At 73.2% G+C, this 20,864-nt stretch carries 21 protein-coding genes and 1 pseudogene; 7 read left to right on the plus strand and 15 right to left on the minus strand.

The features are described 5' to 3' along the window. Positions 1 to 2: 2 nt before the first annotated feature. The 3 genes from ABZ659_RS23340 to ABZ659_RS23350 all read right to left on the minus strand — a co-directional run bounded on the left by ABZ659_RS23340 (position 3) and on the right by ABZ659_RS23350 (position 2,735). On the minus strand, positions 3 to 1,223 hold the full coding sequence (locus ABZ659_RS23340) for a DUF4032 domain-containing protein (RefSeq protein ID WP_360223351.1): 1,221 nt from the start codon (positions 1,221 to 1,223) through the stop codon (positions 3 to 5). A gap of 9 nt (positions 1,224 to 1,232) precedes the next feature. Then, complete coding sequence (locus ABZ659_RS23345; protein WP_360223354.1) at positions 1,233 to 2,030, minus strand: MBL fold metallo-hydrolase; 798 nt, start codon at positions 2,028 to 2,030, stop codon at positions 1,233 to 1,235. Positions 2,031 to 2,096: 66 nt separating this feature from the next. Beyond that, positions 2,097 to 2,735: an alpha-ketoglutarate-dependent dioxygenase AlkB gene (locus ABZ659_RS23350; protein WP_360223357.1), complete on the minus strand. Its 639-nt coding sequence runs from the start codon at positions 2,733 to 2,735 to the stop codon at positions 2,097 to 2,099. A gap of 124 nt (positions 2,736 to 2,859) precedes the next feature. Between ABZ659_RS23350 and ABZ659_RS23355 the strand changes: the two genes are divergently transcribed. Both ABZ659_RS23355 and ABZ659_RS23360 read left to right on the plus strand, forming a co-directional pair. Further along, positions 2,860 to 3,525: a TetR/AcrR family transcriptional regulator gene (locus ABZ659_RS23355; protein ID WP_360223360.1), complete on the plus strand. Its 666-nt coding sequence runs from the start codon at positions 2,860 to 2,862 to the stop codon at positions 3,523 to 3,525. After that, the gene (locus tag ABZ659_RS23360) at positions 3,501 to 5,174 is read left to right on the plus strand and encodes an FAD-binding dehydrogenase (protein ID WP_360223363.1); all 1,674 of its coding nucleotides are present in this window, start codon (positions 3,501 to 3,503) and stop codon (positions 5,172 to 5,174) included. The genes ABZ659_RS23355 and ABZ659_RS23360 overlap by 25 nt, the downstream gene beginning before the upstream one ends. Before the next feature lie 31 nt (positions 5,175 to 5,205). Here ABZ659_RS23360 and ABZ659_RS23365 read toward each other — a convergent pair whose 3' ends face one another. Beyond that, positions 5,206 to 5,556: a DUF488 family protein gene (locus ABZ659_RS23365; RefSeq protein WP_360223366.1), complete on the minus strand. Its 351-nt coding sequence runs from the start codon at positions 5,554 to 5,556 to the stop codon at positions 5,206 to 5,208. Positions 5,557 to 5,657: 101 nt separating this feature from the next. Here ABZ659_RS23365 and ABZ659_RS23370 point away from each other — a divergent pair. Then, a pseudogene (locus tag ABZ659_RS23370) lies at positions 5,658 to 6,002 on the plus strand (DUF6098 family protein); the annotation flags it as partial. 102 nt (positions 6,003 to 6,104) lie between these two features. Here ABZ659_RS23370 and ABZ659_RS23375 read toward each other — a convergent pair. Next, positions 6,105 to 7,010: a LysR family transcriptional regulator ArgP gene (locus ABZ659_RS23375; protein ID WP_360223369.1), complete on the minus strand. Its 906-nt coding sequence runs from the start codon at positions 7,008 to 7,010 to the stop codon at positions 6,105 to 6,107. Positions 7,011 to 7,099: 89 nt separating this feature from the next. Here ABZ659_RS23375 and ABZ659_RS23380 point away from each other — a divergent pair, with 89 nt between their 5' ends. Then, positions 7,100 to 7,711 carry a LysE/ArgO family amino acid transporter gene (locus tag ABZ659_RS23380; protein ID WP_360223372.1) on the plus strand — a complete coding sequence of 204 codons (612 nt, stop codon included), beginning with the start codon at positions 7,100 to 7,102 and terminating at the stop codon, positions 7,709 to 7,711. A 15-nt stretch (positions 7,712 to 7,726) separates the two neighbouring features. Here the strand turns inward: ABZ659_RS23380 and ABZ659_RS23385 are convergent, their stop codons facing one another. Together ABZ659_RS23385 and ABZ659_RS23390 are read right to left on the minus strand one after the other, a co-directional pair. Further along, positions 7,727 to 8,182, minus strand: a complete 456-nt coding sequence (locus ABZ659_RS23385; protein WP_360223375.1) for a cyclic nucleotide-binding domain-containing protein — start codon at positions 8,180 to 8,182, stop codon at positions 7,727 to 7,729. A gap of 292 nt (positions 8,183 to 8,474) precedes the next feature. Further along, positions 8,475 to 8,693, minus strand: a complete 219-nt coding sequence (locus tag ABZ659_RS23390) for a hypothetical protein (RefSeq protein ID WP_360223378.1) — start codon at positions 8,691 to 8,693, stop codon at positions 8,475 to 8,477. 142 nt (positions 8,694 to 8,835) lie between these two features. Here ABZ659_RS23390 and ABZ659_RS23395 point away from each other — a divergent pair, with 142 nt between their 5' ends. Together ABZ659_RS23395 and ABZ659_RS23400 are read left to right on the plus strand one after the other, a co-directional pair. Further along, positions 8,836 to 9,276: an ATP-binding protein gene (locus ABZ659_RS23395; RefSeq protein WP_360223381.1), complete on the plus strand. Its 441-nt coding sequence runs from the start codon at positions 8,836 to 8,838 to the stop codon at positions 9,274 to 9,276. Positions 9,277 to 9,527: 251 nt separating this feature from the next. After that, positions 9,528 to 10,361 (plus strand): RNA polymerase sigma factor SigF, encoded by an 834-nt coding sequence (locus ABZ659_RS23400; RefSeq protein WP_360223384.1) that lies wholly within the window; start codon positions 9,528 to 9,530, stop codon positions 10,359 to 10,361. A gap of 66 nt (positions 10,362 to 10,427) precedes the next feature. On the opposite strand, the gene ABZ659_RS23405 is transcribed toward ABZ659_RS23400, so the two are convergent. The 4 genes from ABZ659_RS23405 to ABZ659_RS23420 all read right to left on the minus strand — a co-directional run bounded on the left by ABZ659_RS23405 (position 10,428) and on the right by ABZ659_RS23420 (position 14,894). Next, on the minus strand, positions 10,428 to 11,804 hold the full coding sequence (locus tag ABZ659_RS23405; RefSeq protein ID WP_360223387.1) for an NAD(P)/FAD-dependent oxidoreductase: 1,377 nt from the start codon (positions 11,802 to 11,804) through the stop codon (positions 10,428 to 10,430). A gap of 81 nt (positions 11,805 to 11,885) precedes the next feature. After that, entirely contained in the window at positions 11,886 to 12,287 is a 402-nt protein-coding gene (locus tag ABZ659_RS23410; protein WP_360223390.1) for an STAS domain-containing protein, read from the minus strand. A gap of 107 nt (positions 12,288 to 12,394) precedes the next feature. Continuing rightward, on the minus strand, positions 12,395 to 12,829 hold the full coding sequence (locus ABZ659_RS23415) for an ATP-binding protein (RefSeq protein WP_360223393.1): 435 nt from the start codon (positions 12,827 to 12,829) through the stop codon (positions 12,395 to 12,397). Between the two features lie 157 nt (positions 12,830 to 12,986). After that, on the minus strand, positions 12,987 to 14,894 hold the full coding sequence (locus tag ABZ659_RS23420; protein ID WP_360223396.1) for an AMP-dependent synthetase/ligase: 1,908 nt from the start codon (positions 14,892 to 14,894) through the stop codon (positions 12,987 to 12,989). Between the two features lie 166 nt (positions 14,895 to 15,060). Between ABZ659_RS23420 and ABZ659_RS23425 the strand changes: the two genes are divergently transcribed. Beyond that, complete coding sequence (locus ABZ659_RS23425; protein WP_360223399.1) at positions 15,061 to 15,294, plus strand: DUF6480 family protein; 234 nt, start codon at positions 15,061 to 15,063, stop codon at positions 15,292 to 15,294. A gap of 47 nt (positions 15,295 to 15,341) precedes the next feature. Here ABZ659_RS23425 and ABZ659_RS23430 read toward each other — a convergent pair whose 3' ends face one another. The 4 genes from ABZ659_RS23430 to ABZ659_RS23445 form a co-directional block, all read right to left on the minus strand. Then, a complete protein-coding gene (locus ABZ659_RS23430; protein WP_360223402.1) occupies positions 15,342 to 16,430 on the minus strand; it encodes a glutamate--cysteine ligase in 1,089 nt (362 codons plus the stop codon). A 49-nt stretch (positions 16,431 to 16,479) separates the two neighbouring features. After that, positions 16,480 to 18,705: a 1,4-alpha-glucan branching enzyme gene (gene glgB, locus ABZ659_RS23435; protein ID WP_360223405.1), complete on the minus strand. Its 2,226-nt coding sequence runs from the start codon at positions 18,703 to 18,705 to the stop codon at positions 16,480 to 16,482. Between the two features lie 4 nt (positions 18,706 to 18,709). After that, positions 18,710 to 20,140 (minus strand): maltokinase, encoded by a 1,431-nt coding sequence (locus ABZ659_RS23440; protein WP_360223408.1) that lies wholly within the window; start codon positions 20,138 to 20,140, stop codon positions 18,710 to 18,712. A 28-nt stretch (positions 20,141 to 20,168) separates the two neighbouring features. Next, the coding region (locus ABZ659_RS23445) for an alpha-glucosidase C-terminal domain-containing protein (RefSeq protein WP_360223411.1) at positions 20,169 to 20,864 on the minus strand (696 nt) is incomplete at its 5' end.

A 20,864-nucleotide genomic window follows, 5' to 3' on the forward strand; every position in this document is an offset into this window, starting at 1 on the left:
GGTCACTCCGGCTCGGCGGACTCCAGCGTCTCCCGGGCGCGCGGCAGGATGTTGTCGATGTAGTCCTTCACCGCCGTGTCGAGGCCTATGTCGTGCTGTGCCCGCTCGGACAGGTACCAGCGGTGTTCGAGGAGCTGGTGGTAGATCTCCGCCGGGTCCATCGCGCCGCGCAGTTCGACGGGCACGGCGCGCACGGTCGGCCGGAACACCTGCCGCACCCAGCGGTGGGCGAGGACCTCGGGGCGGGCTTCGGTGGAGTCCTCCTGGGTGGCCATCCAGCTCTCCAGGTCGCTCAGCAGCCGCCTGGCCTGGTTCTCCTCGGTGTCCAGTCCCGTCAGCCGCAGCAGCTGCCGCTGGTGGTGCCCGGCGTCCACGACCTTCGGCACGAAGGTGACCGTGTCGCCGTTGGAGGAACTCTCGATCTGCATCTCGGCCACGTCGAAGCCGAGGTCGTTGAGCCGGCGGATGCGGCGCTCGATGTAGTGGTACTTGCCCGCCGGGTAGACGGAGGTGCGGGTCAGCTCCCGCCACAGCCTGTGGTACCGCGCGCAGATCTCCTGCCCGAACTCGATCGGGTCCACCGACGGGTGCAGCGCCCCGGACGCCTCCAGGTCCAGCAGCTCACCGCTGATGTTGACGCGGGCGAGGTCGAGGTCGTAGTCGCGCTGGCCGTCGCTGAGCCGCGGGTGCAGGTCGCCGGTCTCGGCGTCCACGAGATAGGCGGCGAAGGCGCCCGCGTCCCGCCGGAACAGCGTGTTGGACAGCGAGCAGTCGCCCCACGCGAACCCCGTCAGGTGCAGCCGCACCAGCAGCACCGCGAGGGCGTCCATCAGCCGGTGCATGGTGGCGGGCCGCATCGTCGTCTCGAACATCGACCGGTACGGCATCGAACCGCCCAGGTGCCGGGTGACCAGCACCGGCTCCAGCGGCTCCCCGGCGGCGTCCACGCGCCCGGTGACCACGGCGAGCGGGTCCACCGCGGGGATGCCGAGCCGGTCCAGGTCGCGCAGCAGCTCGTACTCGCGCAGTGCCGGGCGCTCGGCGAGTTCCTTGACGGCGATCACCTCGTCGCCCGCGCGGGCGTAGCGCACCACGTGCCGGGAGATGCCGCGCGGCAGCGGCACGAGGTACTCCTCGGGCCACTCCTCCAGCGGGACCTGCCAGGGCAGGGCGAGCAGGAGCGCGGGGTGCTCCGGGTTGGTGGCGCTGATCTGCAAAGCCATGGCCGAACCTTAAGGGGTCCCTTCCCGCGACCTGATCGGACGCTCAGAGGGAAAGGACCCCTGAGCCGCCCGCTCCCGCGCCTGACGGGCGGCGTCCCGTACCGGGCCGTGGTACGCGGGCCCGTGGCCCGGCAGCAGCAGGTCGCCGTCCAACTCCTCGAACACGGCCAGCGAGGCGACGGCCCGCGCCCGCTCGTGGTGGAACATGCCGGGCAGCAGCTGGGGGCCGCTGATCCGGCTGGTGGGATGCCCGCTGACCAGCGCGTCCCCGGAGACCACCACCCCCGCGCCCGGCACCTGGAAGGCGCAGTGGCCCAGGGTGTGCCCCGGCGTCGGCACCGGTACCGGGCGGCCGGGCAGGTCCAGCGGGCCCGGCGCCGGGAACGGCTCGGGCGCGGTGACCGGCACCTGCCGGGTGCCGCCGGAGCGCAGCGCGTGCACCGCCCACGGCAGCACGCCCGGCCGCCAGCCGTTGGCCAGTACCCGCCCGACGGACACCTGGTGCAGGAAGTCCCGGCGGGCATGCGGCACCTCCGCCTCGTGCAGGTACACCGGCGTCCCGTGCGCGGCGCGCAGGTACTCGGCCGAGCCCAGGTGGTCGTTGTGCGCGTGCGTGACGAGCACCGCCGCGACCGCCTCCGGCGCACTGCCCACCTGCGCCAGCGAGTCGAGCAGCGCCGCCCGGTCGCCGGGGTACCCGGTGTCGACCAGCGTGACCGCGTCCCCCTCTCTGAGGATGACCCAGTTGGTGCTGCCGCCGCGCACCAGATAGGTGCCGTCGGCGACCTGCCGCACTACTGCCCGCATGATGGTCCCGCCCGTTGAGTCCCACGTCCGCCGGGGGACAGCAAAGCAGACCCCGCACGGGCGGGCTCAGCGCACCCCGCGCGGGCGGAACTGCACGCTGACCCTGCCGCCCGCGACCCGCGCCGACTTGGGTACGCAGTGCTCCCAGGTCCGCTGGCAGGACCCGCCCATCACGATCAGGTCGCCGTGGCCCAGCGGGCGGCGCACGGTGCCGCCACCGCCGTGCAGCGGGCGCAGCAGCAGGTCGCGCGGGGTGCCCAGGGAGAGGATGGCGACCATGGTGTCCTCGCGGGCGCCCCGCCCGATCCGGTCGCCGTGCCAGGCGACGCTGTCCCGGCCGTCGCGGTAGTAGCACAGGCCCGCGGTGGTGAACGGCTCGCCCAGTTCCCCGGCGTAGTGCGCGGTCAGGGCGTCGCGCGCGTCCGCCAGCACGGGGTGCGGCAGCGGCTCGCCCGTGCCGTAGAACGCCAGCAGCCGGGGGACGTCCACGACCTGGTCGTACATCGCGCGGCGCTCGGCACGCCACGGCACGTCGGCCACCAGGCGGGCGAACAGGTCGTCCGCGCCGCTCAGCCAGCCGGGCAGGACGTCGATCCAGGCGCCCGCGTCCAGCTCGGTGCGGCGGATCCCGTCGAGGGGGCCGAGCGTGGGCTGGTCGGTCTCGTCGGTCTGGTCGAAGAGGGAGCCCTGGAGGTGCACGGTCATGCCCCCAGCGTACCGCTAATCGAACGAAGGTTCGGAAGGGCGGGGAAGCCGCTTGGTGCGAACCCTTTGAATACGTTCATGTATCGGATACGTTCTCGTATCGGACGAGGGAGGCGAGCGCACGGTGGCACAGCGCACGGTCGGGCGGGTGACCAGACGGCGGGTCCGGACGCGGGCCAACCTGCTGGACGCCGCGTTCGCCGTGTTCGCGGCCAAGGGGTTCGGCCGGGTCTCCATCGAGGAGGTCTGCGAGGCGGCGGGCTACAGCCGGGGCGCCTTCTACTCCAACTTCGCCACCCTCGACGAACTGTTCTTCGCGCTCTACCGGCAGCGCGCCGACCTGATCGCCGAGCAGGTCGCCGAGGCGCTCGCACTCGACGGCCCCGAGCTGGACGTACCGGCCTCCGTCGACCGGGTCACCGAGGTGCTGCTGCTCGACGTGGACTGGCTCCTCGTCAAGACGGACTTCCTGGCGCACGCCGCCCGGGACCCGGACGTCGCCGCCAGCCTCCTCGAACACCGCCAGCGGCTGCGGCGGGCGATCGCCGACCGGCTCGGCCGGTCCACCGTGTTCGGTGCGCTGCCCGCCGCGCTCGGCGGCACGGACGGCGCCGCCTGGGCGGTCGTCGCCGCGTACGACGGGGTCACCACCCAACTGCTCCTGGACAAGGACGTCGAGCGCGCCCGCGCCTGGCTCAGGCAACTGCTCACCGCCCTGCTGACCGACGGCAGCGGCGCCCCCGTACAAGGAAGGGAACGGTCGCCATGGACGCCGACGTCATCGTCGTAGGAGCGGGCCTCGCGGGACTGGTCGCGGCGCACGAACTCACCAGCCGCGGCAGGAAGGTCGCCCTCGTCGACCAGGAGAACGCCGCCAACCTCGGCGGACAGGCCTTCTGGTCCTTCGGCGGGCTGTTCCTCGTCGACTCGCCGGAACAGCGCCGCCTCGGCATCAAGGACTCCTTCGACCTCGCCTGGAACGACTGGCAGGGCAGCGCCCGGTTCGACCGCGTGGACGACGAGGACTCCTGGGCGGTGCGCTGGGCCCGCGCCTACGTCGAGTTCGCGGCCGGGGAGAAGCGGTCCTGGCTGGAGGGGCACGGCATCAGGCTGCTGCCCACCGTCGGCTGGGCCGAGCGCGGCGACCTGCGCGCCGACGGCCACGGCAACTCGGTGCCCCGCTTCCACATCGCCTGGGGCACCGGCACCGGCGTCGTCGAACCGTTCACCGCCTACGCCGAGCGGGCCGCCCGCGAGGGACTGCTGACCTTCCACCACCGCCACCGCGTCGACGGACTCCTCATCGAGGACGGCGCCGCCCGCGGCGTCCGCGGCACCCTCCTCGCCCCCGACGACGCCCCACGCGGCGTCGCCTCCAACCGCGACGCGGTCGGCGACTTCGAACTGACCGCCCAGGCGGTGATCGTCACCTCCGGCGGCATCGGCGCCAACCACGACATCGTCCGCCGCTACTGGCCCGAACGGCTCGGCACCCCGCCCGCCGAGATGGTCACCGGCGTCCCCGCCTACGTCGACGGGCGGATGCTCGACATCAGCGCCGAGGCGGGCGTCCGGCTGGTCAACCGGGACCGCATGTGGCACTACACCGAGGGCGTCCGCAACTGGGACCCCGTCTGGCCCGGCCACGGCATCCGCATCCTGCCCGGCCCGTCCCCCCTCTGGTTCGACGCCCTCGGCCGCCGCCTGCCCGACCCCTGCCTGCCCGGCTACGACACCCTGAGCACGCTGCGCCATCTGCGCACCACCGAGGACATCGCGGAGTACGACCACTCCTGGTTCATCGTCACCCGGAAGATCATCGAGAAGGAGTTCGCGCTGTCGGGCTCCGAGCAGAACCCCGACATCACCGCCAAGGACCGGCGGGCCGTGCTGCGCGACCGGCTGCTCGGCAAGGGCGCGCCCGCCCCCGTGCAGGCGTTCGTGCGCGGCGGCGCCGACTTCGTGGTCGCCGACACCCTCGAACAGCTCGTCGAGAAGATGAACGGGCTGACCGGCAAGGCCCTCCTCGACCCCGCGGGGATCCGCCGCCAGGTGACCGCCCGCGACGCCCAGCTGGACAACCCGTACGCCAAGGACTCCCAGGTCCAGGGCATCCGCAACGCCCGCCGCTACATCGGTGACCGGCTCGGCCGGGTCGCCGCCCCGCACCGGTTCCTCGACCCCGAGGCCGGTCCGCTCATCGGCGTGAAGCTGCACGTCCTCACCCGCAAGACCCTCGGCGGCATCCAGACCGACCTGGACTCCCGCGCCCTCGGCGCCGACGGCACCCCCGTCGACGGGTTGTACGCCGCGGGCGAGGTCGCCGGGTTCGGCGGCGGCGGGGTGCACGGGTACAACGCCCTGGAGGGCACGTTCCTCGGCGGCTGCCTGTTCTCCGGGCGGGCGGCGGGGCGCGCGGCGGCGGAACAGACGGGGTGACGGGACGGGGCCTGCGGAATCAGGAGGGGGCCTACGTGTCCAGGAGCCGCGCCAGCACCGCGGCGTGGCTCCGCTCCGGGGCCTTCGACGCCGTCAGCAGTGTCACCGTCCCCGCGCGGGCCGACTCCCGCAGCCGGGCGAGGGCGTCGGCGGCCTCGCCGGCGGTCAGTTCCGCCTCGTAGCGTTCGGTGAACTCCTCGTACGACCCCTCGCCCGCGTGGTACCAGCGGCGCAGCTCGGTGGAGGGGGTGGCCGCCTTGGGCCACTCGTCCACCCGGGCCGCGTCCTTCGCCAGGCCGCGCGGCCAGAGCCGGTCGACCAGGACGCGCGTCCCGTCGCCGGGTTCGGGCGGTTCGTAGATCCGGCGTACACGGACACTCACGGCGGCCCCCCTTCCTTCCTGGGTCTCCCGTGCTCTCCTGTGCTTCCCTCTTGTGACGGACGGGTACCCCGTGGCCCTGACGGGACGAGGGAGGTCACGGGATGAGTGGCTGGGAGGATCTGCCGGTCGTGGACACGCTCGGTGAGCTGGCCCGGCTCGTCGGGCACCACCGGGGCCTGTACGTCCGCTGGTCGCGCGGCCCCGGGACCGACCTGGCCGGGGTGTCCGGGGTGTCCGGCACCGACGACCTCACGGGCGTGGCCATGCCGGGCCTGTCCGCGAACCCGCTCGACGTCGAGCCGTGGTGGGGGGACAACAGGTCCGTCGGCCTGGGGGTGGCCCGCCGTCTGCACGACTACTCCCACCTGCCGCGCGAGAAGGGCCCCGGGGTGCGGCCCTGGGTCCTTCAGAGCCGCGAGACCGGGCGCGGGCCCGACAACGAACCGCCCACGCCTTGCGCAGATGTTGCCGACGGTCGTCGCCATGCGGTGTGCACACGCCAACGGCCGATCTGCCGGTACGAGGTGGGTGAAGCTCCCCCGAACGGTTCACTTCGGGGCGCGCAGCGACTCGGCGGCCTGCGCGGCCACCGCCTCGGCGAGCACCGCGAGCGCGGGCGAGTGCAGTCTCCACTGCTGCCAGTACAGCGGACTGTCCACCGCCCGGTCCGGTGCGAAGGCCACCACCCGCCCGGCGCGCAGCAGGGGTTCCGCCTGGGCCTCGGGGAGCATCCCCCAGCCCATGCCGGAGGCGACGGCCTCCGCGAACCCCTCCGAGGTGGGCACGTGGTGCCGTCGGGCGCTCGCGGCGGCGCGCCCGTGGGTGAGGCGGCGTACGAAGCCGTCCTGGAAGTCGTCCCGCTCGTCGAAGACGACCACGGGCGCCACCAGGAGCGCCTCCGCCAGCGGACCGGCCAGATGCCGGGCGGCGTAGTCCGGGGTGGCCACCGGCAGGTAGCGCATCCGCCCCAGTGCCCGCACCGAGCAGCCGGGGACCGGGTCGGGCGAGGAGGTCACCGCGGCCATCACCACGCCCTCGCGCAGCAGCGCCGCCGTGTGGTCCTCGTCCTCGCGGCGCAGCGCGAAGGTGAGCGGCGGCTCCTCGGGGACGCGCCGCAGGGCGCCGAGGAACCAGGTCGCCAGCGAGTCCGCGTTCACCGCCACCGACAGCCGGGTGGGTTCCCCGGCGCCGCTCAGCCCCAGTTCGGCGTGGGCGTCGCGCTCCAGGCGGGCCAGCTGCCGGGCGAGCCGCACGAGCACCTCGCCGGACTCCGTCGGCCGCACCGGCTTGGTGCGCAGCAGCAGCACCCGGCCGGTGCGCTGCTCCAGCGCCTTCACCCGCTGGCTGACCGCGGACGGCGTCACGTGCAGCGCCGCCGCCGCTGCCTCGAAGGTGCCCTCGTCGATCACGGCCCGCAGGGTGCGCACCTGGTCGAGGGGCAGTTCCTCGGTCACGTTCCCTCCAGGGCCGCTCTTCAGGAAGGCTAATGATAGGTAAGAATCTTTAGCTGTACTTCCACTGGTCGGTTGCTTAGCGTCCTGACATGCCCAACGCCCTGACCGCCGCAGCCGCCGGATTCGGTACCGGACTCTCCCTCATCGTCGCCATCGGCGCGCAGAACGCCTTCGTCCTGCGCCAGGGGACACGCCGCCAGGCCGTCCTGCCGGTGGTGGTGATCTGCGCCCTCTCCGACGCCGTGCTCATCGCCCTCGGGGTCGCCGGGATCGGCGCGGTGGTCGTGGCCTGGCCCGAGGCGCTCACGGTGGTCGCCTGGACCGGCGGCGCCTTCCTGCTCTGCTACGGCGCCCTCGCCGCCCGTCGGGTGCTGCGGCCCGGCGCGCTGCGGGCGGACGGCGCCGCCGCCACCTCCACGCGCCGGGCGGTGCTCACCTGTCTGGCGCTGACCTGGCTCAACCCGCACGTGTACCTCGACACGGTGTTCCTGCTCGGCTCGGTCGCCGCCGACCGCGGCCCGCTGCGCTGGACCTTCGGGCTCGGCGCGGCGCTGGCCAGCCTGTGCTGGTTCGCCGCGCTCGGCTTCGGCGGGCGGCTGCTCGGCCGCTGGCTGGCCCGGCCCGCCGCGTGGCGGGTGCTGGACGCCCTGGTCGCCGCGACGATGATCACCCTCGGCGGGATGCTGATCGCGGGCGCCTGACGTGCCGGGGGCCGGTCAGAGGACGCCGCGCCGGGGCGCCGCGTAGCGGTCCATGAGCTGACCGCGGGTCATCTCCAGTCGGTGGGCGAGGATCTCGGCGACGGTGCGCACCAGCAGGAACCCGAGGCGGGGCTCCTCCTCGCAGAGCGCGAGCACCGCGTGCGCGTCGAACTCGTAGGCCCGTACAGGGCTGAACGCCTCCGCGCCGAAGTCCCAGCGGTACGGCGGGAACAGCCAGGACCAGCCCAGCAGGTCGCCCGCGCCGAGGTTGGCGACGGTCACCCGCTGGAGCGCCGTCACGCGCTGGTCGAGGGAGACCGCGCCCGAGCGGATCACCCAGAACCGGTCGGCGGTGCCGTCCGCCTCGAAGATGCGGGCGTCCTCCGCGAAGGACACCTCGCGGGCCAGGTCCATCAGGCGCTGCCGCTGCGGCGCGGGGAGGGCGGTGAGCAGTTTCGTCGCTTTCGTCATGGCGCGGGGCTCCTCACCAGCGAAGGAATCCGTGCTGTCCCTATGCCCCATTGGAGCCTCCCACGGCCCGTCGCGCATCCGGCGGGGGAAAGCCGTCAGGAGAGCTGCCGGGAAGCCGTCGGGAAAGCCATCGGGAAAGGGAGAAGCCCTGGCTGGACGGGGGAAGCCAGCCAGGGCCGCACTAGCGGCGCGGAGGAGGAGGGGGATCCGTCAACTCCGTCGCCAGCTATGAGTGAACAATAAACCATCTTCCGTGCTTGTATGCGGTCAGAACCGGGTTACGTGACCCGATTCACTTCACGGCGCGCTTCCCCGGCGTCAGGATCTCGTCCAGCACCCGCGCCACCGCCTCGTAGGCGAGCACCCGCACCGCGGCCTGCTCGGCCTCGCCCGGATCCGTCGCCCCGAGCGCGTCGCGCCGCGCCCGCCAGGTCCGCTCCTCGTCCCGCGCGCAGGCCCTGGCCCGCTGGAGCCGACGCAGCAGTTCGTCTGAGTCCACGACATCGGTCATACGTCCCGCGTACCCCGCGGCGGCCCATCGATGGCGGTCGGCCGGGCATGTTTGGCGCGGCCCCGGAGGGTGAGCCGAACAAGGGAGACACAAGGGAACTCGCGGGGGGGACCCCGCGTCCGGCGAGCCAGGGAGCGAGAGGATGCCCGCGCAGCACTGGACCGACGAGCCCTCGTCCGATCCGCACTCCGGATCCGGGGCCGACGACGACTGCCGCCCGGCCGACGTACGCACCGCCGTGCGGTGCGCCGTCGCCTGCCGGTGCCGCGCCACCGGCACCCCCTGCGACGAGGACGCCCTCTCCGACGCGCTCCTCGTGGCCTCCGAGCTGACCACCAACGCCATCCTGCACGGCGGCGGCGTCACCGGTGTGGACGTCGACGTCGACGAGCACGACGTCCGGGTCTCCGTCTGCGACCGCAGCGACCGCCGGCCGGTGCTGACCCCCGCGCTCGACGACGGCGGGCGGCGCCGCAGCGGCGGACGCGGCTGGCCCATCGTGTGCCGACTGGCGCGCGCCGTGAACGTCTCCGAACTGCCCTCCGGCGGCAAGCGGATCACCGCCGTCGTCCCGGTCTTCTGACCCGGCGCGCGGGCGCCCGGCACGGCTCGGGCGTGACCCCGGCAGGGTGCGCGCGCCCCGATTTCCGCGGGCTTTGCCCGGCCCCCGTGTTTGATCGCCTGGGGGAGGGGCAGACGCAAGTTCGTGCTTCGGACCGGAGGCGCGCCGGCGGGGAGCGGTATGACCGCTCCGGCCCTCCGAGATCTCCGGACGGCATTCCCTCTCCCCGCGGTCATTCCCTGAGACGACACCACGTTCGGGAGCAATTCCGCATGGTCACCGACATGTCGACAAGCCGAACCGGCACGCTCGCACGAACCGCCACGGCACCCCGGCGGCAGCACGACGACGCCCCCGACACCGCGGCCCGGTTCAGCAGGCTGGCCGCCCTGGACGAAGGGCCGGAACGCGACGCCCTGCGCGACGAACTCGTCGAGGCGTGGCTCCCCATGGCGCACCGCATCGCCAGCCGCTTCCGCGACCGCGGCGAGTCCGTCGAGGACCTGCGCCAGGTCGCGGCGCTCGGTCTGGTCAAGGCGATCGACCGCTACGACCCCTCCCGCGGCGCCTTCGAGAGCTACGCCGTGCCCACCATCACCGGCGAGGTCAAGCGGCACTTCAGGGACCGTATGTGGGCCCTGAGGGTGCCGCGCCGGGTCCAGGAACTGCGCAACAAGGTGCGGGTCGCCCGCCGCGACCTCACCCAGAACCCCGGCAGTCCCGAGCCGACGGTGGCCGACCTGGCCGAGTACACCGGCCTCTCCGAGGACGAGGTCAACGCCGGTCTGGAGGCGCTGGACAGCTTCAGCACCCTCTCCCTGGACGCCGAGTTGTCCACCGACGACGACGGCTACAGCCTCGCCGACACCCTCGGCGGCCCCGACTCCGCCTACGACACCGTCGTGGACCGCGAGTCCGCCAAGGAAGGGCTGCGGCGGCTGCCCGAACGGGAGCGGGCCATCCTCTACATGCGGTTCTTCGAGGACATGACCCAGAGCCGGATCGCCGACCAGCTCGGCATCTCCCAGATGCACGTCTCCCGGCTCATCAGCCGCAGCTGCGCCCGGGTGCGCGCCGAGGCCCTCGGCCCCCGCCGGGCCGCCTGAGGCACGACGGCGGCGCCCCGGAAGCCGGTCATCAGGCTTCCGGGGCGCCGCCGTGCGTACGCCCGCTCAGTCCTCCCCGCGCGACACCCGCCCCACGTGCTCCGCGACCTCCTCCGGCGTCAGGTAGGCGTCGGTGTACTCGAAGTCCTTCAGCTTGGCGGGCTTGCGGGCCTGGAAGCCGGTGCGGACGAAGTCGTCGCCCGCGACGGCGTTCAGCGCCCAGTTGGTCGCCACCCGGGCCTTGGCGACGTTGGTGCGCAGCGCCGACCAGTGGTACCCGCGGGCCACCACCTGCGCGGGCAGCCCCCGCAGCTCCACGCCCAGCGGCTTGGACACCGCGTCCCGGCCGCCGAGGTCCACCACCAGACCCAGGTCCCGGTGGTGGTACGGCCGCTGCGGCTGGCCGCGCAGGGTGGCGAGGACGTTGTCGGCGACCAGCTTGCCCTGTCGGGTCGCGTGCTGCGCGGTGGGCGGGCAGACGGCGCCCTCCTCGCCCTTGTCGAGGTCCGGCACCGCGGCGGCGTCACCCAGTGCGAACACGCCGTCGTGCCCCGGCAGGCACATCTCCGGGGTGACCGCGAGCCGCCCGCGCACGGTCTCCGCGCCCAGCGTGCCGATCAGCGGGCTCGCCACCACCCCGGCGGTCCAGATCAGGGTGTGGGTGGGCACCACGCGGCCGTCGGTGAAGGTGACCTCGTCGGGGCCCGCCTTCTCGACGGAGACCCCGAGCGAGATCTCGATGCCCCGGCGGCGCAGGATCTCCTGGGCGCTGCCGCCCAGCTTCTCGCCCAGCTCCGGCATCAGCTTCGGGGCGATGTCGATCAGATGCCACTTGATCAACCCCGGGTCGAGCCGCGGATAGCGCCGTACCGCGTTGTACGTCAGCCGGTGCAGACAGGCGGCCGTCTCGGTGCCCGCGTAGCCGCCGCCGACCACCACGAACTGGAGCCGGGCCGCCCGCTCGGCCGGGTCCTGGCTGGCGTCGGCCAGGTCCAGCTGGGAGATGACGTGGTCGCGGATGTAGGCGGCCTCGGCGAGCGTCTTCAGGCCGAACGCGTTGTCGGTGAGGCCGGGGATGTCGAAGGTGCGGGTGACACTGCCGGGCGCCAGCACGATGTAGTCGTAGGGCTCGTCGACGATCCGGTCGGTGATCGTGCGGACGACGCACACCTTCGCCTTCAGGTCCACGCCGATCGCGCCGCCCGGGATGATGCGGGTGCGGTACCTGCGGCTGCGGCGCAGTGACAGCGCGATCGACTGGGGGGTCAGCACCCCGGAGGCGACCTGGGGCAGCAGCGGCAGATAGAGCTGGTAGGCGACCGGCGTCACCAGGGTGACGTCGGCCTCGTTGGGCGTGAGTCGGCGCTCCAGCCGACGGACGCACTCCACTCCTGCGAAGCCTGCGCCCACCACCAGGATCCTGGGTCGTGTCACGGTGTCCATCCCTTCTGCGGCTCCGGACCGATCCCACCGCGCCCGGCGCCGCCCCGCCAGTCGGGCGCGGCAGCCAGACGAACGGCACGGTCAGGTCTCGGGCGTGAACACCTCCGGCTCGGCCCCGGCCTGCCCGTCGATGACGGCGAGGGCCTCCGCGACGTCCACCGAGATCGGCACGGTGATGCTGACGCCCGTCAGCTCCAGCACCCGCCGTACGGCCGGGGCGGGGTCGATGACCTGGACGACACCGTCCAGACGGCGGGTCTCCTGGTACACGCGCAGGATGATGTTCATGCCGGACGAGTCCATGAACGGGACCTCGGAGAGGTCCAGCAGGAAGTGCCGCCGCCCGTGGTGCAGCTGGTTGGCCAGCTGGGCCTGGAGCTCGGTGGCGGTATCCACGTCCAGATGGCCCGCCACGCTCACCAGCGCGACGTCGTCGCGGGGCAGCGTGACCTCGACGGACAGCGGGTTCTCGGCCAGGGCCACGGGGTACCTCCCGGGTCGGTGGGGATGCGGACTGCGCCTCCGCATACCCCCGATGCCGCCACGTATCCGGCTCAACCGCTACGTGAGACGATCACCACGTGTCCCGTTCACCACGGAAGGAACACATGGACGTCCTTGCCGTCCGCCCGCGTGACCACGCTGACCTGGTCGCAGAGCGTGTGGACCAGGTGCCAGCCGATGCCGCCACCGCCGTGGTCCGGATCGAACGGGCGCGGCCGGGGCACCGTCGTACTGGTGTCGTGCACGGTGACGTGCACCCCGTCGAACGTGCGGCGCAGCAGCAGCCGGAACGGACCCGGCGCGAACTGCACCGCGTTCGCCGCCAGCTCGTCCACCACCAGCAGGATGTCGTGCCAGCACTCCGGTGCCGCGGGCGGCGCGACCCGCGCCAGCTCGCGCAGGAAGCGCTCCGCGGCCAGTCGTGCGCCCGTCACGTCCTGCGGCTCACCCGCGAACGTGGCGGTACGGCTTGGAATACCCTGCGCGGCCAGTGTCTCGTCCCAACGCGGCTCAGTTGACATCTCACCTTCCGGCTCACCGATAGCGGGGCCGCCCCTTCCGTCGTACCGTCGGCGAAGTGGTCGCCACCTGTCTCCTGTGGCGCCACTGACGCGAGTTCCCGATGGCGCGCGGGCTACGCGTCCGCCGTCCGGTGGAGCGCGCCCCCGCGCCCGCCGCTCACCGGAACACATCGTCCGGATCGTCCCAGTACGCCGGGTCCTCCGGTGGCGCGGCGAGCCGGGTCGGACGGGACCGGGCCTCGTACATGGCGTCGATCTCGTCCGCGTAGTGCCGCACGATCGCGTCCCGGCGCAGCTTCATCGACGGCGTCAGCAGACCGCTCGCCACGTCGAACGGGGCGGGCAGCACCCGGAACACCCGGATGGACTCCTGCCGCGACACCACGCTGTTCGCCATCGCCACGGCCCGCGCGATCTCCTCCCGCAGCGCGTTCTCCTCCCGCGCCTCCCGGCTCGGCGCGTCGCCCGGCAGCGCCAGCGCCGCCCGCCAGTGCGCCAGGAACTCCGGGTCCAGCGTGAGCAGCGCCCCCACACAGGGCCGGTTGTCGCCCACCACCACCGCCTGGTGGACCAGCGGGTGCATCCGCAGCCGCTGCTCCAGGGCGGCCGGGGCGACGCTCTTGCCGCTGCTCGTGATGATGACGTCCTTCTTGCGGCCGGTGATCGCCAGATAGCCCTCATCGTCCAGCCGCCCCAGGTCACCGGTGGCCAGCCAGCCGCCGCGCAGCGCCGCCCGGGTCGCCGTGTCGTCGCCGACGTAGCCCTGGAACACCGACGGGCCGCGCACCAGCACCTCCCCGTCCGCCGCCACCCGCAGCTCCATGCCCGGCAGCACCTGGCCCACCGTCCCCGACTTCTCCCGGCCCAGCGGCTGCATGGTGACCCCGCCGCAGGTCTCCGTCAGGCCGTAGCCGTCGTGCACGTAGATGCCGATGCCCTCGTAGAACAGGGACAGCTCGCGGTTGAGCGGGGAGCCGCCCGAGGTGGCCCGGCGCACCCGGCCGCCGAGCGTGTCCCGCAGCCGCCGGTACACCGTCCGCTCGTACAGGGCGTGCTGCACCCGCAGTTCGAGCCCGGGACCGGCGCCACGGCCCAGCCGCTGCCGCTCGGTGGCCGCCGCGAACGCCCGCGCCGTCTCCGCGGCCCGCTCGAACAGGGCACCGCGCCCGGCCTGCTGCGCCGTCCGCAGGAAGGTCTTGTACAACTTCTCGAAGACGGACGGCACCCCGTAGAAGTACGTCGGCCGGAAGGTGCGCAGCGCCGACGACAGGCACTGGTCGCCCAGGTCCGGCTCATGGCCCATCAGCAGCCCGCCGCGCACACACAGCCCCTGGATCATCAGGCCGTACACGTGGGAGAACGGCAGGAACGCCAGCACCGCCCCCTGCTCGCCCGGCGCCGCCGCGGTGTGGCCCCACCCGGCCAGCAGGGTGTCGCAGACACTCGCCAGACCACGGTGGCTCAGCGCGCAGCCCAGCGGGCGGCCCGAGGTGCCGGAGGTGTAGGCGACGACCGCGGTGGAGTTCGGCAGCACGATCCGGCGCAGCGACTCCACGGTGGCGATCGGCACGTACTCGCCCCGGCCGACCAGGTGGTCCAGGGCGCCCGCGTCCAGCTGCCACACGTGCCGCAGCCTCGGCAGCCCGTCGCACACCGAGCCGACCGTCATCGCCGCGTGCTCGTCCTCCACGACGACGCCCACACAGGCCGAGTCCCGCAGGATCCACTCGACCTGCTCGCGCGAGGACGTCGGGTAGATCGGGACGACCTCGGCGCCGACCGCCCACAGCGCGTAGCTCAGGACCGTCCACTCGTACCGGGTACGGGCCATCACCGCCACCCGCATCCCCGGCGTGATCCCCGACGCGACCAGCCCCTTCGCCAGGTCCACCACCTGGTCGCGCAGCTCGACGGCGGTCACCCGCTCCCAGGCCGTCGCCCCCGGGCCGGGACGCCGGGCGAGTACGGGCAGGCCGGGGTCGCGCGCCGCCGTCTCGAAGACACTGTCGGCGAGCCCGCAGGTCAGCGGCGTGACGGCCGGGGGAGCGAGGGCGAAGTCGCTCATGCGCTGCTCCTGGGGGGTACGGGCTGTGACGGCGCCGACGAGCACAGTCATCGACGGTGCTCGAATCTAGTCCAGGTCGGACCGGATGGTGACCGGATCCGAGAAGTGCTCCCCATCGGTGATCCGTACGCCGGTGAACCGGGCCGGTTCGGGGGACTCGGAGCGCATGACGCACATCAGTCCAGACCCCGAACCCGAGCGCTCCACCGGCCTGGAGCCGGGCGGCTCGGTCCCCCCGGGCGAGACCCCGCCGGCGGAGAGCAGTATGCCCGAGGCGGGCCCGCAGGAGACCCACAACCCGACCAAGGGCTGGGCCAAGGGCCCGCTCACGCTGATCCTCGTCCTGGTGGTGCTGGTCGCCGCCTTCTTCCTGGCGTACGGCATCTCGCTCCTGCTCTGAGCCGCCGGGACGTACGGGCGGCCCGCCGGAGCCGGGGTCCCGGAACGTCACTCCTGGGTGTGCCGCACACACTCCACGACGACGTCCCGCAGGCTCCCCGTGCGCTCCAGCAGCTCGCGCTGCACCCGGGCGCCGTTGCCCCGGCGCAGCAGCTCCGCGCAGCCCGCGTGGACCCGGTCGAGGTCGCCGCTGTCGGCGAGCGCCCCGGCGGCGTGGTCCACCAGGTCCCGCACCACGTCGCCCGCGGGAGCGGGCCGCATGGTCGCCGGATGCAGCAGGTCCCCGGTCAGCCCGGAGCGGGCGGCCCGCCAGTCGGCCAGCCGCAGCAGGCTCACACTGTGGTCCACCGGCGCCCGCCCCGCCCGCCACTCCCGCGCCGCCGTCTCCACCAGCCCGCGGGCGAGCGTGGCGACCAGCACCGCGGTGGACGCGTGCAGACACACGTCCGCCACCCTGATCTCCACCGTCGGGTAGGTCCGGGACAGCCGGGCGTCGAAGTACACCATGGCGCCGTCGAGGACGGTCCCGGTGGCCAGCATCTCCGTGACCCGGCGCTCGTACTCCGCCGCCGAGCCGAAGACCTCCGTCGGCCCGGCCGACGGCCAGCGCTGCCACACCCGGCTGCGGTAACTGCTGTAACTGGTGTCCCTGCCCTGCCAGAACGGCGAGTTGGCGCTCAGCGCCGCCAGGACGGCCAGCCAGGGGCGTATCCGGTCGACGACCGCCACGCCCTCCTCGTCCGACTCCACGGCGACGTGCACATGGCAGCCGCACACCAGTTGCTCGTGGGTGGCGATGCCGTATTCCTCGGCCATCCACCGGTAGCGGCGGCCCGCACCCACCGCCGGGCTCACCGGCAGCGGCGAGGTGGCGAGCGCGGCGACCGCGCAGCCGGTCTCCCCGGCGTGCCGGGCCGCCTCCTTCCGGCAGCGGACGATCTCCGCGCCCAGGTCCGCCATCTCCGACTGCGGACGGGTGGCGAACTCCACCATCTGGTCGTGCAGCTCCTTCTCGAACACCTCCTGGCCCGCGTCCTCGTGCGAGGCGCGGGCCAGGACGGCGGCGGACCGGGCCTGTGGCTCCCCGGTCTCGGGACCGACCAGGAGGAGTTCCTCCTCCACTCCGACAGTTCGCATCTTCTCCGACTGCCCCGGAAGGCTGTTCGAACACCTGCCGGAGGCGGGACTACGCGGGCTCCAGCCACACCGTCGCCAGCGGCGGCAGCGTCAGGGCGAGACTCACCGGCCGGCCGTGCCATGCCGTGGGCTCCGGCTTGAGCGGGCCCGGGTTGGTCACGTCACCGCCGCCGTAGCGGGCGGCGTCGGTGTTCAGGGCCTCCTGCCAGGCGGGCACGTCGTCCGGGACGCCGAGCCGGTAGTCGTGCCGGACCACGGGCGAGAAGTTGGACACCGCGAGCAGCGGGTTGCCCGCCGCGTCGTAGCGCAGGAACGCGAAGACGTTGTCGTCGGCGGCGTCGCACTCCACCCACTGGAAGCCCTCGGGCCGGGTGTCGCGCTCCCACAGCGCCGGGGTGACCCGGTACCGGTCGTTCAGGTCCCGCACCAGGTCCCGCACGCCCTCGTGGTCGCCCCGGGCCACGTACTCCGGGTCCAGCAGCCACCACTCCGGGCCGTGCTTCTCGGAGAACTCCCCGCCCTGCGCGAACTCCTGCCCCATGAACAGCAGCTGCTTGCCGGGGTGCGCCCACATGTAGCCCAGGTACGCGCGGTGGTTGGCGCGCCGCTGCCACCAGTCGCCGGGCATCTTGGAGACCAGCGCCTGCTTGCCGTGCACGACCTCGTCGTGGGAGATCGGCAGCACGTAGTTCTCGCTGTAGGCGTAGATCATCGAGAACGTCATCTCGTGGTGGTGGTACTTGCGGTGCACGGGCTCCTTGCTCACGTACTCCAGCGAGTCGTGCATCCAGCCCATGTTCCACTTCAGCCCGAACCCGAGCCCGCCGTGCTCGGTCGGCTTGGTCACCCCGCCCCACGCGGTGGACTCCTCGGCGATCGTCACCACGCCAGGCGCCCGCCGGTACACGGTGGCGTTCATCTCCTGGAGGAACCGCATCGCCGCCAGGTCCTCCCGGCCGCCGTACTCGTTCGCCGCCCACTGGCCGTCCTCGCGCGAGTAGTCGAGGTACAGCATCGAGGCGACCGCGTCGACGCGCAGCCCGTCGATGTGGAACTCCTCGCACCAGTACACGGCGTTCGCGACGAGGAAGTTGCGCACCTCGGTCCGCCCGAGGTCGAACTCGTACGTCCCCCAGTCCGGGTGCTCCGCGCGCCGGGAGTCCCCGGGCTCGTACAGGGGCTCCCCGTCGTAGCGGGCCAGCGCCCAGTCGTCCTTGGGGAAGTGCGCCGGGACCCAGTCCATGATCACGCCGATGCCCGCCTGGTGCAGGCGGTCGACGAGGTACCGGAAGTCGTCCGGGGAGCCCAGCCGCGCGGTCGGCGCGTAGAAGCCGGTGACCTGGTAGCCCCAGGAGCCGCCGAAGGGGTGCTCGGCGACCGGCATCAGCTCCACGTGCGTGAACCCGAGGTCGCTGACGTACCGCGGCAGCTCCTCGGCCAGCTCCCGGTAGCCGAGCCCCGGCCGCCAGGACGGCAGGTGCACCTCGTACACCGACATCGGCGCCTCGTGCACCGGCCGGTCCGCGCGGTGCGCCAGCCACTGAGCGTCGCCCCACTCGTGCCGGGAGACCGTCACCACGGACGCCGTGTCCGGCGGGGCCTCGGTGCGCCGCGCCATCGGGTCGATCTTCAGGAACCGGTGGCCGTAGCGGGAGTGGATCTCGAACTTGTACCGCGTGCCCTCCCCGACCCCGGGCAGGAACAGCTCCCACACCCCCGAGGCGCCCATCGAGCGCATCGGGAACGCCGTCCCGTCCCAGTGGCAGAAGTCCGCGGCGACCCGCACGCCCTGCGCGTTCGGCGCCCACACCGTGAACCGGGTGCCGGTCACGCCCTGGTGCGTCATCGGCTCCGCGCCGAGCGCCTTCCACAGCTGCTCGTGCCGCCCCTCCCGGATCAGGTGCAGGTCCAGGTCCCCGATCGCGGGCAGGAAGCGGTACGGGTCGTGGACCTCGTGCTCGTCGTCGCCGTACCGCACCACCAGCGTGTACGCCGGGACCTCCGGCAGCGGCAGGACGGCGGAGAACAGCCCGTCGCCCTCCGAGACCAGCGGCGTGCGCTCGCCGTCCACGACGACGCCCACGGCGTCGGCGAACGGGCGCAGCGTCCGCACCGCGATCCCGCCGGGCACCGGGTGGGCGCCGAGCAGCGCGTGCGGGTCGTGGTGGGCGCCCGCCAGCAGGCGCCCGCGGTCCACCGCGTCCAGCGGCGGGGCGGCTCCGGTGACCTGGGGCGCGGAGGGCTCGGGAATCAGGGTGTCGTCGCGCAGAGCCACGGCGTCAGTCTCCTCTCACGGCGAGTCGTTCGATCGCCGCCATCGGTACGGGGAGCCAGTCCGGGCGGTGCCTGGCTTCGTAGAGCACTTCGTAGACGGCACGGTCGGTCTCGTAGGCGCGGAGCAGACCGTGCTTGGCGCGCGGGTCCCAGCCCGCGCTGGTGGCGTAGCCCGCGCAGTACGCCTCGCGGCAGCGGCGCGCCCACTCCGGACGCCACGGGCGGCGCTGGCGGGCGGCGTAGTCGAAGGAGCGCAACATGCCCGCGATGTCCCGGACGGGGGAGTGGGCGCTGCGCCGTTCGGCGAGCGGCCGGGACGGTTCGCCCTCGAAGTCGATGACGAACCAGTCCCGCCCGGCCCGCAGCACCTGGCCGAGGTGCAGGTCGCCGTGGATGCGCTGGGCGGGCGGCCCCGGATCGCACGCGGTCAGCGCGCTGAACGCGCCGCGCAGCCCCGGTACGTACGGCCGCAGCGCGGGCACGCTCCGCGCGGCGGCGTCGAGGCGCTCGGCCATCGCCGCCGCCGTCCGGCCCGTCTCACCGCGGCCCCCGGCCGGGAACGCCGCGGCCAGCGCGACGTGCACGTCCGCGGTGGCCCGGCCCAGCTCATGGGCCTGCGCGGTGAAGTCGTCGCCGGTGGCCAGGGCGTGCAGGGCCAGCGTCCAGCCGTCGGAAGCGGCGGGCAGGAACGGCTGGAGCACGCCGAGGGTGGCCTCCTGCGGCTCGGTGGTACGGAACCAGGCGACCGGCGCCGGGACCCGGCCGCAGCCCTGCGCGGCCAGCGCGACCGGTACCTCGAGGTCGGGGTTCACCCCGGGCTGGATGCGCCGGAACATCTTCAGGATGAACTCGTCGCCGTACACCAGCGAGGAGTTGGACTGCTCGGCGTCCAGCAGCCGCGGCGCCAGTCCCGCGGGCACCGGGGTGGCCGGGTCGGCCTCGAAGCGCAGCGGGCCCAGGGTGCCGGGGTGGCGCAGCCGCTCCAGGAGCAGATGGGCCGAGCGCGGGTCCTGGAAGGCGTCGTAGACCGCCATCCCGGCCAGCGGACCGACGTCCGCCCTGCCGATCAGGGCCCGGCCCAGGCGGGGCGACAGATGCTGCTGGATGCCGATGAGGAGCTGGTAGCAGTCACCGGCCGGGGGAGTGCCGCCGGGGGCGGGGACACCGCCCGCCGGGTTCGCGTGGCCGCCCGGGTTCCCGGACAGCACGCCCGTGGGATCGGCGTGCGTGCCGGTGTGGCCGGTGTGCACCAGCAGGTGCAGACACCCCGGGTACAGCTCGGTCATGGACAGCAGACGCAGGTCCGTGACCGGCCGGTGTTTCCCGGCGAACCAGCGCTGGTGCGGCAGCCAGTCCCTGAGCAGTTCACCCAGCGAGGCCAGCCGCTGCTGCCCGGCGCCGGTGCTGCTCGGCTGCAGGGATGCGGTCTTCGGCATGGTCACGCGTCCTTTCCTCGGCGCACGCTCACAGGCGGCGGCCGATGCGGGATGCGACTCGGACGAGCCGGAACCAGTAGAAGCCGTGGCCCCCGAGGGTCAGCAGGTACGGCAGTTCGCCGATGGCCGGGAACCGCACCCCGCCGAACAGCTCGACCGGGTGCCGTCCGGCGAACTCCCGCAGGTCCAGCTCGGTCGGCTGGGCGAAGCGGGCGAAGTTGTTCACACAGAGCACCAGGTCGTCCTCGTACTCCCGGAGGAACGCGAGGACCGCCGGGTTGGAGGACTGCAACTCCGTGTACGAGCCGAGTCCGAAGGCGGGGTTCTGCTTGCGGATCTCGATCATCCGGCGGGTCCAGTGCAGCAGCGACGAGGGCGACGCCATGGACGCCTCGACGTTGGTGACCTGGTAGCCGTAGACCGGGTCCATGATCGTGGGCAGGGACAGTCGGCCCGGATCACAGGTGGAGAAGCCCGCGTTGCGGTCCGGCGTCCACTGCATGGGGGTGCGGACGGCGTCGCGGTCGCCGAGCCAGATGTTGTCGCCCATGCCGATCTCGTCGCCGTAGTACAGGATCGGCGAACCCGGCAGCGACAGCAGCAGCGCGGAGAACAGTTCGATGGTGTGCCGGTCGTTGTCGAGGAGCGGGGCGAGCCTGCGGCGGATGCCGATGTTGGCGCGCATCCGTGGGTCCTTGGCGTACTCCGCGTACATGTAGTCGCG

This window comes from Streptomyces sp. NPDC006997, assembly GCF_040635175.1.
Taxonomy (GTDB): Bacteria; Actinomycetota; Actinomycetes; order Streptomycetales; family Streptomycetaceae; genus Streptomyces.

What these genes read in the sequence shown, in the direction of transcription:
- ABZ659_RS23415 (WP_360223393.1), bottom strand. Translation starts at nt 12,829, where the DNA reads ATGTCAACTGAGCCGCGTTGGGACGAGACACTGGCCGCGCAGGGTATT.
- ABZ659_RS23345 (WP_360223354.1), bottom strand. Translation starts at nt 2,030, where the DNA reads ATGCGGGCAGTAGTGCGGCAGGTCGCCGACGGCACCTATCTGGTGCGC.
- ABZ659_RS23420 (WP_360223396.1), bottom strand. Translation starts at nt 14,894, where the DNA reads ATGAGCGACTTCGCCCTCGCTCCCCCGGCCGTCACGCCGCTGACCTGC.
- ABZ659_RS23400 (WP_360223384.1), top strand. Translation starts at nt 9,528, where the DNA reads ATGGTCACCGACATGTCGACAAGCCGAACCGGCACGCTCGCACGAACC.
- ABZ659_RS23340 (WP_360223351.1), bottom strand. Translation starts at nt 1,223, where the DNA reads ATGGCTTTGCAGATCAGCGCCACCAACCCGGAGCACCCCGCGCTCCTG.
- ABZ659_RS23350 (WP_360223357.1), bottom strand. Translation starts at nt 2,735, where the DNA reads ATGACCGTGCACCTCCAGGGCTCCCTCTTCGACCAGACCGACGAGACC.
- ABZ659_RS23385 (WP_360223375.1), bottom strand. Translation starts at nt 8,182, where the DNA reads ATGACGAAAGCGACGAAACTGCTCACCGCCCTCCCCGCGCCGCAGCGG.
- ABZ659_RS23395 (WP_360223381.1), top strand. Translation starts at nt 8,836, where the DNA reads ATGCCCGCGCAGCACTGGACCGACGAGCCCTCGTCCGATCCGCACTCC.
- ABZ659_RS23425 (WP_360223399.1), top strand. Translation starts at nt 15,061, where the DNA reads ATGACGCACATCAGTCCAGACCCCGAACCCGAGCGCTCCACCGGCCTG.
- ABZ659_RS23390 (WP_360223378.1), bottom strand. Translation starts at nt 8,693, where the DNA reads ATGACCGATGTCGTGGACTCAGACGAACTGCTGCGTCGGCTCCAGCGG.
- ABZ659_RS23405 (WP_360223387.1), bottom strand. Translation starts at nt 11,804, where the DNA reads ATGGACACCGTGACACGACCCAGGATCCTGGTGGTGGGCGCAGGCTTC.
- ABZ659_RS23440 (WP_360223408.1), bottom strand. Translation starts at nt 20,140, where the DNA reads ATGCCGAAGACCGCATCCCTGCAGCCGAGCAGCACCGGCGCCGGGCAG.
- ABZ659_RS23430 (WP_360223402.1), bottom strand. Translation starts at nt 16,430, where the DNA reads ATGCGAACTGTCGGAGTGGAGGAGGAACTCCTCCTGGTCGGTCCCGAG.
- ABZ659_RS23380 (WP_360223372.1), top strand. Translation starts at nt 7,100, where the DNA reads ATGCCCAACGCCCTGACCGCCGCAGCCGCCGGATTCGGTACCGGACTC.
- ABZ659_RS23360 (WP_360223363.1), top strand. Translation starts at nt 3,501, where the DNA reads ATGGACGCCGACGTCATCGTCGTAGGAGCGGGCCTCGCGGGACTGGTC.